Genomic DNA, 12,733 nt, shown 5'->3' on the forward strand with positions numbered 1-12,733 from the left:
TTTTTAAGATTTAAGAACACGTGTGATTTCATGTTTACCTGTTTTTTTTAACTTTATTCCTGTGTTAAATTTGGCATATTTCTTACCATCAATACTAAGCATATTTTCAGATCCCCATTTGACTTTAATGGTATAAATAGCATCGTAAAATTTTATTTTTGCTTCATATTCGGGCCAAGAGGAGGGTAAATATGGTTTCAAAAACAACAGATTGCCTTGATGTTGAATCCCAAGAATGGCTTGTATAGCAGCATTGTAGAACCATCCCGCTGAACCTGTATACCATGTCCAACCACCTTGTCCACGGCGTGGTTCAGTGGCATAGATGTCTGCAGCCATAACATAAGGTTCAACACGATAAACTTCAGGATTTTGACCATGGGTGATAGGGTTGATCATAGAAAATAGAGAATAAGCTTTGTCTATTTCACCCATCTCAGCAAGCGCTAGAATGCTCCAAATAGCACCATGAGTATATTGACCGCCATTTTCTCGAATGCCTGGTGGATAACCTTTTATATAACCCGGTTCGAGACTACTTTTATCAAAAGGCGGCCAAAAAAGACGTATAAGGTTGGCCTTTTTATCCCATAAATGTTCAAGCATCGAATCCATTGCTTGTTTTTGGCGTTTAAGTGATGCCATTTGAGAAATGACAGCCCAAGATTGCGCAATGGTATCAATTTGGCATTCATCATTTATTTTAGAGCCAAGGGGCGTTCCATCATCAAAATAACCACGTCGATACCAAGCACCATCCCAACCGTTTTGTTCTAAAGCTGTAGTCAAACGTTTAAGGTATGTACTCCATGTTTTAGCATGGTTATGATCGCCACGTTTTTTAGCAAGAGGAATAAATGCTTGTAATGTAGTACCAAGAAACCAACCCAACCAAATGCTTTCACCTTTTTCTCCAATACCCACTAAATTCATGCCATCATTCCAATCTCCACCTAAGATGAGAGGAAGACCATGTTGACCACAACGTTTGATAGCAAGATCTAAAGCTAAAGCACAATGTTCATAAAGTGTTGCTGTTTTTTGAGATTGCGTGGGTTGAAAATAAGCATCCTGTTGTTCTGTATTCAGAGGAGGGCCTTCAATGAATGCAATGGGAGCATCAAGAAAGTCGTACTCGCCAGTGGTGTTAACATAAAGGGCGGTACCATAGGCTAACCAAACGATATCATCAGAAATGCGTGTGCGCACCCCCGCATTGGTATGAGAGAGCCACCAATGCTGTACATCACCTTCGAGAAATTGATGGGCAGCAGCGTTTAACAATTGTTGACGTGCCAGTTGTGGTTCAAGTGGGAGCAAAGACAAGCTATCTTGTAATTGGTCGCGGAAGCCGAATGCGCCACTGGCTTGATAAAAAGCTGCACGTGCCATAATACGGCAGCCATAGATTTGATAAGGGAGCCAATGATTGACCATAATATCAAAAGAGGGATCCGGTGTTTTGACTTGGAGTGGAGAAACGAAATCGTTCCATTGTTGTTTTTGTTGTGCAAGCAGAATATTAAAATCCTTTACACGTATATGGTCCAGCAATTTTTTAGCTTCTTGCATGTTTTCAGCATTACCAAGATAGAAGATAATCTCTTTTGTTTGGTTAGGTGCTAGATCAATATCATAGGCTAATGCTGAGCAAGGATCGCAACCTACTTCAACTGTATTTGAAAGCGCTCCCGCTTGACGGAGTGCACGTGGATGCTTGACTGTTCCTGTAGAGCCAATAAATTCGAGACGATCTGTCGTAAAGCTGGTTGGTATTTCGGATGCTGATAAAAATGCAACTTGTTGAGATGTTTCAATTTTATAGGGATTCTGAATAAAATGTGCACCACGTTTTGGATCATAATAGGGAATGATAAAGGGGGCGTATTTTGTACGAACATTCCCTAAAACCCATTCAACGTAATTATAGAGACGTAAGCTTCGTGGCGTTTTCCCTTCATTTTTGATGATAAGGCGTGAAAGGCGAATTGGTTTTTTCAGATCAACTGTATGGGTAAGTTCTAATGCGATTTCTGAGTGTATAGATTTAAAGGTTGAGAATCCAAAACCATGGCAAGTTTCATAAATAACGTTTTCATCACATTCAACGGCAGAAATGGGGGAGAAACGTTTTAAAGACAAGCGGTCGACAAGGTAAAGTGCTTCCCCTGGACGGTTAGAAATGGGATCATTAGTCCAAGGTGTCAACTGGTAATCACGGCTATTATTGGACCATGTGAAAATTTCTCCTTCAGCTGATACGTGGAAGCCAAAGCTGTTATTAGCAATGACGTTAATCCACGGATGTGGTGTGTTTGTGTGTCCTTTAAGACGCACGACGTAATGATTATAATGATTAAAACCGCCATAACCATTCCAATATTTTAGATCTTGTCCATTAGCAGGATGGAGTGAGTTTTTTTGGAGGCTGATAAGACCAATAGAAGTAAACGGCTTTGGCTCGGTTAGTGTTGCTACTTGCCTTCTTTTGTCATATTGGCTGTGGCCTAGTTTATTATTCAATTCTTGATTGCTATTGCGGGCAGCCAAATCAGAATCAATATTTTCCATACGTTTGAGCTGTTCAGACAAAGATCCATTTTGGGCATGAAGAATAATCCGGGCCGATGCAAGAAGCGTCTTAAAACTCTGTTCATTCATTTGATCACGCCGAAGCGTGAAAATATGTTGGCGCTCATTGGTTTCGTTCGTATGGTGACGATAAGACTCGCATACCCATTCAATAGCGCGTTGCGTATCTTGTATATAAGAAAATGCTTGCTCATTCAAAATAACCAGATCAATAATCAACCCACGCGTACGCCAATATTCGTGTGCTTTGAGGAGCTCACGAAGTACAGTTATATCCATTTCATTATCTAACCTTAAAAGGCAGATAGGATTGTCTCCTGAAAGGGACATTGGCCAAAGGTCAGATTGTTTGCCAAGAGTTTTTGCTAATATTTCGGGAGGGAGGCGCCATGTGCGGTCTGGATAGATGAGTGATGTTGCATATTTTTGATAAGTAATGGCTTCTCTAGGGTGGATGCCGCTCTGGTATAATGCAACTTGTGAACGTGTCCATGCCATTGAAAATTCTCGCTGGAACATGTTGGGTTGTCGATAATGTTTCACATGATTTTGCAGCATTTCTTTTGAATTGGAAGCAAAAGTCCAAAAAATGAGTTCAGTTTTTTCATGTGCGGGAATTTTTATACGGCAGCGCAGTGAGATGATTGGATCTAGAACGCAGCCTTGGCTACCGCTAAAACGAGCATTTTTATCAAATGCAGCCGGTCGGCGAATAGATCGGCCACGGCCTATAAACAGAGAACGGTCGGTTTCAGATTCTGCTTCTGGAATGGTTCCAGCTTTATTGGTGACAAAATGGGTTATATGGATCTCGGGATCATTAGGCGCGCGTTTGCGTCTTTTGGCAAAAATTGTTCCTCCTGAATCAGCAATTTCTGTTTCTATAAACATACGTGAAAAAATAGGATGGATGCAATCAGTATCCATTGTTGCGAGCGCTAATTCACCATAAGAGGTAACTTCAATCAGGCGATCTTTGTTGGTTGTGTTCATAAGCTGGAGACGTCGACCTTCACCATCATTTTCGGATGTAACGAGACATTCAAGTGTTGATATGATACCATCAACCATTTTCATATATTCAGCTTTTTCATCTGTAAAAATGCTAATCGTTTCTTCTTCAGCAACGCGTGTTGGTTCACCAGTTACAGACCACCAGCGTCCACTATGTGTATCGCGCAGGAAGAATAAAGTACCTTGTTGATCTTCTGCAATATCAGGAATAAAACGCGTGATCATGTAATCATGCCAACGGCTATAACCGGAACCATTCGCTGTTAACATTGTAGAATAAAGACCATTTGATAGAAGCAAAGTTGCGCGAGGTTTGAGAAGCGGGTTAGTGATAATGCGCGTAGGAACGTTATCAAACTCTTGGGATTTATTGTGCGTGGGATTGGTCGTTTTTGTGTGAATGACAGGAATTTGACGCGGAGCTCTTTCTTGTAATAACAATTGTGTTGCTTCAATAACGGGATCACGATGAAAGCGATTACGCATCTGTCCTTCGAAAATGACATTGTTGATAGCAAGAATTGACATGCCATGATGGTGTGCATAATAATTACGTACAATGGCGTATTTTTCTCCTTTTTGCACACGTGAAGGAGTAAAATCTACAGAGTCATAATAGCCATATGTTCCTAAGGCTCCAAGGTCACGCAGCCGTTTTAAATTTTTTACGGCGTGTGTTGGCATGTATTGTGCTGCTAAAAGGCTTGCGTAAGGAGCAATAACTGCATTGCGTGAAAGACCGCGTTGCAGTCCGAGTTTCGGATCTCCAAAACTGGCGTATTGGTAATTCATTAAATGATCGCGAGCGTTAAATGCGGCTTCTGAAATACCCCATGGCAATCTTCGTTCGCGGGCGTATTGTATTTGATGACGAATAATTAATCGATTAGTTTGATCCAGTATTGATCCTGAGGGTTCACGCATGATGAGAGATGGCATCAAATATTCGAACATGGATCCAGACCATGATAAGAGGGCTCCTCTCCAACCAACCGGGATGAGCAATCGGCCAAGATGAAACCAATGTTTGAATTTGATATCGCCTTTTGCGATTGCAAAAAGACTTGCGAGACGAGCTTCTGAAGCGAGAAGGTCATAACAGCTTTCATCAAGTTTATTTTCCTGAACACGATAGCCAATAGATAAGAGTTGCCGTTCAGGCTGTTCTAAAAAGTCAAATTCCATATCAAAGGCTATTTGTCGTGCATTTGCAGCTAAAGTGTTTAATTTTTGGCGTATTTTTTCGTTATCATAATCACCGGTAGCATCATGATGATGAGCTTCGCAGGTTTCTACAAGGCATTTAGCCCAAGAGAGCGTGCGTGCGGATTCTGCTGTTTGGATTTCTTGATCCAGTTTGGCTGCTAAGTGGACAATATCACGAGCTGCACGTGAGAGGTTAATGGTGCGAAAAGGAATAGCGTTTGGATTTTCTATGAGAGACTTAATAGCGCAATGAAAATGAGCTATACGCTCTTCAGTTTGTTGACGTAAGGGGTGTAAAATATTTCGATCCTCTGGAATCTCTTTGAGAGTTTCTTCAAGAATATCTTTAACATCAAATAAACCTGCTAGATCACTTTGCAAAAAAATATGAGGTGCTTTAGCCCATTCACTTAAAGCAGAAGAGAGCGTTACCAAGTGGCCGGCAAGGTTTCCTGAATCGACAGTTGAAACATAGGTTGGCAAGAGAGGTTTGAGTGTATCAGTTGCATACCAATTATAGAGATGACCACGAAATTTTTCCATTTTTGCGAGAGTGCTTAAAGTGCATTCGATGCGTGTAATGGTCTCTTCGAAACTAATCCAGCCAAAATCACGTGCTGCAATAGTGGAAAGAAGATAAACGCCAATATTTGTAGGTGAAGTGCGTTGAGCAACGACAGGTTTGGGGTCTTCTTGGAAATTATCGGGTGGTAAATGATTATTTTCTGCATTAACAAAGGTTGCATAATAAAGCCAAGTCCTTCGTGCAATACGTCGGAGTGTTTTTTTATCGTTTGAAGATATATCAAGGGTATCTTGAGATGTTAATGGTTGGCTAACAATCCATGCAATGAAGGGTGAGAAAAACCATGCTAGTCCAAAGGGTAAGGCGACAAAGCTTGCTGGGGAATGTGAAAGCATAGGTAGTGTTATAGCAATAATTCCGATAAGTGATGCTGGCCACATTGTAAGGACATAGAAGTCTAAACTATTAGGAATAGATTTTGTGGCGGCGGAGGTTTTCCATTCAAGCAGATGTTGTTTTGAAATCAACATGCGGTAAAGTGTGCGGATGATTGCATCAGTCATGAAATAAGCTGAATGGGCAATAAACGTGGTTTTAAGGAATATCTCTGCGGCTGTAAAAGCAATTTTGCTCAAAATTGATTGAAGGTATCCACGCCAAGAATGATTAAGGCTAGAAGGAATGATGGTTTGAAACACACCCAAAATTGGGGAGATGAAGAGACTAAGCAGCAAGAATATTTGCCAGACAACAGCTGCCTTTAACGGTAAAAGAGACCACCCTGCGATTGCTGCGATGAGCCACATAAATGGTGTGAGAGAACGGCGTAGATTATCCTGCATTTTCCAGCGAGTGATAAGGTTAATTTGACGCCAATGTAAGAGGTAGGGTAATAGCTGCCAGTCACCACGAATCCAACGGTGGTGACGGGTAACATCGACATTATAGGCTGTTGGGTAATCTTCAATTATTTCTACGTCAGTCGCGAGTGCGGTACGTGCGTAACTTCCTTCTAAAAGATCATGACTGAGAACAGTATTTTCTTTAATTTTTCCATGAAGTGCTTTTTTAAATGCATCAATGTTATAAAGACCTTTACCGGTGAAAGTTCCTTCTCCTAAAAGATCTTGATAGGTATCAGATACAGCAAAGACGTAAGGATCAATGCCACGATTGGTAGAAAAAATTCTTTGCAGAATTGATGTTTCTTTTCCTGTAGTAAGAGAAGGTGTGATACGGGGTTGTAAAATGCTGTAACCTTTTACAACTCTCTCATTTTGGAGATCAAAAATGGGAGAGTTGAGTGGATGATTAAGTTTTCCAACAAGTTTTGTAATGCTTTCAGGGGTAAGACGTGTGTCTGAATCCAAAGTCATAATGAAACGGCAATCCATGGGAAGCTGTGGATCTGGAGCGTAGAAGCTTGTATTTTTATCTCCTCTTAATAAGAGATTAAGCTCATAGAGTTTACCACGTTTACGTTCCCACCCCATCCAACATTTTTCGCTGGCATTATAAAGACGCCGACGGTGTAAAAGAAAAAAGAGGGGGATATCATCACGTCGATAACGATGATTAAGTTTAGCGATACTATTTTGCGCATAGTGTAGCAGATCAAGATCATCTTGTGTTTCTTCTAATGAAGCATCACTCCAATCCGTAATAAGAGCGAAATGAATGGCGCCTTTTGGATTAGAAAGATAGTGCACTTCAAGATTATGCACTTGCTCATCAATGTAATCACGTGATGTGATTAAAGTAGGAACAACAACCATTGTGCGCGCGTGTTTTGGAATACCTTCTTTATACTCATAACCAATAAGCTGTTTTGATGGAGTAAACCATGAAACAAGAGTATTAAAGAGAGAGAAAGCAGCATCCATGGCAGGAAAAACCGCTAAGGCTGTAAAAAGAATTGCCCTCAACGGAGTTAAGCCTGATGTCTGTAATAAAACGTAGACTGTCAGTAAAAGAGCGAGCGTTAAAAGAGAAACAGGAATTGCAATGGTTCCTATTTTCAAGCGACGGTAGGCACGCATCCATTTTATAAAAAGGGATGGAGAGTATCCACAAGCTTTTTCAAAAGTATAACGCCCATCTTCGATCAGATACCATCCAATAGAAGAACTGTTATGATGAGAATTATATTTAGAGGCTGAGAGTGTTAATTCTAAAGCTTTACGCGCAACTTCAACCTCGCTGAGAGAGGAACGGCGTGCAACTGTTTCAATCACTTGTCGATAGATATTGCGTGAATGAGAATCGATTTCAGAAAATTCGCTATTTTCACGCAAGACAGAGTCAACAGAACTTACGCTTTCAAACCACACTGTCCAATCAACATCATCAATAGTTTTGAGGGCACGAATAATATTGCCCATGGTTACACCATCTGCTGCTTGACGGGTATGTTCATCGGCGGTTGCAATTTCTGGACTACTACCTTGACGATGCAATTGTTTTTCAAGCCAATTTAATGCCACTATTGAATCGACAGAAGCGCCTCGTAAACGGTAGAATAAATGAGCTGAAAAGGTTGAATCTGCGGTTAATTCTTCATAAAGAGTGAAAAGACTGTGTAATTTGATTTCATTTTCTGCAAGAGCAATTTTGTCGGCCACCTGATTAGCGAGATGACGCATATGCTGTGTTTTCTCAATACGCAATGAAATACGGCGAACATTTTCAATTAACAGCATACGTACGACAGAAGGTAGAGCCCACAATTCACCAATTGTAAGGTTACAAATTTCTTGAAATCCATTGACTATAGCGGTGAATGTTTCTTGCAAAAATCTGCTATCTGTATGCGCAATATAAAGCCAAGCTATAACAAAAACGCGTGGAATTTCAGCTTTTTTTTTATAAAGGGGAAGCTGCTTGATGAAAGATTGTGGGAAGTTGCAGCGCAGCTGTTGTATGGTTTTATCAATGGTATAATGATTATCAATAAGCCATTGAGCAGAGGGTGCAATCGTTTCATTGTTACGAGAAGCAACATCGCTGCTGTGAAAAGCATAAAGAATAAATTTGGCATTTTCGATCAAGCGTTTACGAAAATTATTTTCCCTTTCATATTCAGGAAGTAAAATTTCTTTTCCAGAGGCTATATCATGGCCTAATTTATAAAGTTCTTCTTCGGATTTATAAGTTGAACGAATAGGAAAACTAGTTTTAGCAAGATAGCGGGCTTTTGTTTTTTGAGAAAAAAAACACTTCATAAAAGATATTTTAGGTGCCATAATATAATATTGCCATTTAATGATGCGGTTTCTTTTTTATTCAACAGGCTGTTGGCATTTTATTTTAATAATAAACTTTTTATTTTTATTTGGAAGTGTTTGCAATTTTTTGATCAGATGATTGAAGAACTAAGAAGGTGATATTAAAGAATAAAAAGGCCGCTAGAAAAACGAGCGGCCTTACTTTCAACTATAACTCTTAATCCACTATTCTTGTTCTTGCTTTTTTAAAGCTGCACCAAGAATATCACCAAGAGAAGCACCAGAATCTGTTGAGCCATATTGAGCTACAGCTTCTTTTTCTTCTGCAATTTCTAAAGCTTTAATGGAAACTGAAAGTTTGCGTGTTTTCTTATCGAATGCAGTAATGCGGGCATCAACTTTTTGACCAATAGCAAAACGTTCAGGACGTTGTTCGTCACGATCACGTGCTAAATCAGCACGACGAATGATTGTTTCAAGATTATGGTCAACCAATTTTACATTAACGCCATTATCATTGATTCCAGTAACTTCGCACGTCACAACAGCACCTTTGCGAAGTTCACCCGCTGCTGCTGCCTCTCCAACTTTATCACTGGAAAGTTGTTTGATTCCCAGAGAGATGCGTTCTTTCTCAATGTCAACATCAAGAACCACGGCTTTAACGATATCACCTTTATTGTAAGTATCAATGACCTGTTCACCAGGACGATTCCAATCGAGATCGGAGAGGTGAACCATACCATCAACATCGCCTTCAAGCCCGATGAAGAGACCAAATTCTGTTTTATTTTTGACTTCTCCTTCGATTTGCGAATTCACAGGAAATTTATTAGCAAAAGCGACCCATGGATTTTCAAATGTTTGTTTTAAACCAAGAGAAATACGTCGTTTAGAAGGATCAATTTCAAGAACCACAACTTCTACTTCTTGTGATGTGGATAGAATTTTTCCAGGATGAACGTTTTTCTTGGTCCAACTCATTTCGGAAACATGGATCAGTCCTTCAATTCCTGGTTCGATTTCAACAAAACCACCATAATCAGTAATGTTGGTAACAGCACCAGTAATTTTTTTACCAATTGGATATCTGGCGCTGATGGTTTCCCAAGGATCATTTTCAAGTTGTTTCATTCCAAGAGAAATACGATGCGTATCTTGATTGATGCGAATGATTTGAACTTTAATCGTTTGACCAATTGTAAGGATTTCAGATGGATGATTAACACGTCGCCACGCCATATCAGTGACATGTAAGAGACCATCAATCCCACCAAGATCAACAAAAGCACCATAATCGGTGATATTCTTAACCACACCTTCAACGATTTGGTTTTCTTCAAGATTTTGGACGATTTCTGAACGTTGCTCTGCTCTGCTTTCCTCTAAGACAGTACGGCGTGAGACAACGATATTGCCACGACGACGATCCATTTTCAAAATTTCAAAAGACTGTGAATTATGCATGAGAGGTGAAACATCGCGAATGGGGCGAATATCAACTTGGCTGCGAGGCAAGAAAGCAACAGCACCATCGAGATCGACTGTAAAGCCTCCTTTTACTTGGCTAAAGATAACACCATCGACGCGTGTACCAGCATTGAACTTTTCTTCTAAACGAATCCAGCTTTCTTCGCGCCGCGCTTTTTCACGTGATAGAACAGCTTCACCCATCGCATTTTCAATGCGTTCAATATAAACTTCGACTTCATCTCCAACTTGTAAAGAACCGTCTTTTCCTTTAGCTCCAAATTCTTTGAGTGGAATACGTCCTTCGACTTTAAGTCCAGCATCAATAATGGCCATGTCTTTTTCGATTGCAATGATACGGCCTTTAACAACGGATCCTTCATTAAGATCATTTGTTTGGAAAGATTCCATTAAAAGGGCTTCGAAATCCGCTGTTGTAGGATTGTATTGTGACATAAGAACTCCTGATACATACCTTAACTATCAAGGTATAAGCGCTAGGTTAGTGTTGATACGGGGTAACTTTCTGCCTTTTTTCTTAATACAGGAAGAAAAATTAGCGCTTGGCCGGAAATTACCTTGACGACTTTATTTAATTATACGCGTTTTTATGATCGGATCAATAAAAGCGCATGCAATTGTAAATGCCGTTTCTATACTCAATTCTGACGTATCAAGCAAGTGGGCGTTGTTTGCCGCTTTTAAAGGGCTTTGTTTGCGGGTTATATCGCGACTATCACGTTGCTCAAGTTGAGCTAGGATTTCATGATAATCTGCTTGAATGCCTTTTTTTAAAATTTCTTGATAGCGACGTTGTGCGCGTGTTTGAACATTGGCTAGAACATAAAGTTTAACATCAGCATCGGGGCAGACAACAGTGCCAATATCGCGACCATCAAGTACGCTGCCAGGTAAAATTTTAGTAAAATCACGTTGTTTGGCAACAAGAATTTCACGTACTGTTGGGATAATTGCTATTTTTGAAGCGGCTTCACCAAGTTCATGAGAAGAAAGAACAGTTGGATTTAAAGTGTTAAAATCGAGTTCTTTAGCACAAGCGAGAGCACTTTTTTCATCATCAAGAGTCAATTTTTGTTGTAACAGTGCATAAGCAACACCGCGATAAGTGAGACCAGTATCGAGATAGCGAAGACGATAATGCGTAGCAATTTTTCGTGCTAGTGTTCCTTTTCCTGAGGCTGCTGGCCCATCAATTGCTATAACAAAAGGTTTCAAGAAATTTTTCCCCCCAGTTTTTGCATAAAAGGGATAAATTCTGGAAAGCTGGTAGCGATCATTCGTTTATCATCAATGGTAACAGGTTTTTCTGACACCAGTCCAAAGATAAGAAAAGACATGGCAATTCGATGATCAAGATGTGTGGTGACGTGTCCACCACCAACCCCTTTTGCGGAGCTTTTTCCATGAACAATGAGAAAATTTATACCTTCTTCACAATCCACGTTATTAATTTTTAGTCCTTGAGCAATTGCAGACAGTCGATCTGATTCTTTAACACGCAATTCTTCAATTCCTAGCATAACGGTTTTGCCTTCAGCAAAGGCTGCTGCTACTGCCAAAGCTGGATATTCATCAATCATTGATGGGGCTCGTTCTTTGGGCACAGTTACCCCTTTTAGCATTGATGATTTGACTCGCAGATCGGCAATATCTTCGCCACCTGTTTGACGCTGGTTCAAAAGTTCAATTTGAGCACCCATTTCCCACAATGTTTCGATAAGCCCCATTCGAGAGTTGTTTATGAGTACATTTTCAATGGTGATATCAGAATCTTCTACAAGAAGGGCGGCGATAAGTGGAAAAGCTGCAGAAGAGGGATCGCCCGGAATATAAATCGTTTGTCCAGTAAGATGTGGTTGACCACTAAGATGGATAAAACGTGTTCCTTCTGCATCTGTTTCTATTTCAAGTTCAGCACCAAACGCTTTTAACATTTTTTCCGTATGATCCCGTGTGAGAATCGGTTCAATAACAGTTGTTGTACCTGCGGTGTTGAGGCCAGCAAGTAGGATTGCTGATTTAACTTGGGCGGAAGCCATTGGAATACGGTAGCGAATCGGGTTAGCCATTTTCGGGCCATAGAGCGTTAAAGGGAGACGGTTACCGTGTGTTGCTTCAATTTCAACACCCATTAATCGTAGTGGGTCCAAAATACGTCCCATTGGGCGTTTGGAAAGAGAGGCATCACCGATAAAGGTTGTTTTCATATGATAAGGACCAACCATCCCCATAACCAAGCGGGCACCTGTGCCGGCATTGCCGAAATCTAAAGGTTTTTGTGCAGCCAAGAGACAGCCATTTCCAGTTCCTCGAATAATCCAGAGATCATCTTTTCTATGAATGCAGGCCCCCATAGCTTGCATAGCAGCAGCTGTATTGAGAACGTCATCGCTTTCAAGCAATCCGTGGATATGTGTTTCACCACTTGCTAATCCTCCCAATATAAGGGATCGATGTGAGATTGATTTATCGCCTGGTATTACAATTCTGCCAGAAAGACTGGTAGATTGGTAGGAAGTTATGGGTATTGCTTTTTGCATAGAAGTTCTATTTATTTCATCTGAATTTTACAAGGTTATGCATCCTTTAGCATATGCTTTGAGAAGCGTCATGAGAAAATCCGTGTGGAATGACGTATTTATCTTTGACAAAGGCATTGTCTTTCGATTAAGGAGCATAA

General features: G+C 40.4%; 4 protein-coding genes. All 4 read right to left on the reverse strand.

The window, feature by feature from the left end:
- Positions 1-3 precede the first annotated feature (3 nt).
- The 4 genes from ABD915_RS01760 to aroA all read right to left on the reverse strand — a co-directional run bounded on the left by ABD915_RS01760 (position 4) and on the right by aroA (position 12,593).
- Positions 4-8,580 (reverse strand): GH36-type glycosyl hydrolase domain-containing protein, encoded by an 8,577-nt coding sequence (locus ABD915_RS01760; RefSeq protein ID WP_345114299.1) that lies wholly within the window; start codon positions 8,578-8,580, stop codon positions 4-6.
- 207 nt (positions 8,581-8,787) lie between these two features.
- Positions 8,788-10,488 carry a 30S ribosomal protein S1 gene (rpsA, locus tag ABD915_RS01765; RefSeq protein ID WP_345114302.1) on the reverse strand — a complete coding sequence of 567 codons (1,701 nt, stop codon included), beginning with the start codon at positions 10,486-10,488 and terminating at the stop codon, positions 8,788-8,790.
- A 132-nt stretch (positions 10,489-10,620) separates the two neighbouring features.
- On the reverse strand, positions 10,621-11,268 hold the full coding sequence (gene cmk, locus ABD915_RS01770) for a (d)CMP kinase (protein ID WP_345114304.1): 648 nt from the start codon (positions 11,266-11,268) through the stop codon (positions 10,621-10,623).
- Positions 11,265-12,593, reverse strand: coding sequence for a 3-phosphoshikimate 1-carboxyvinyltransferase (aroA, locus tag ABD915_RS01775; RefSeq protein WP_345114307.1), 1,329 nt, complete (start codon positions 12,591-12,593; stop codon positions 11,265-11,267). Before aroA ends, cmk begins: the two co-directional genes overlap by 4 nt.
- Positions 12,594-12,733 lie beyond the last annotated feature (140 nt).

This window comes from Bartonella jaculi, assembly GCF_039543045.1.
GTDB lineage: Bacteria > Pseudomonadota > Alphaproteobacteria > Rhizobiales > Rhizobiaceae > Bartonella > Bartonella jaculi.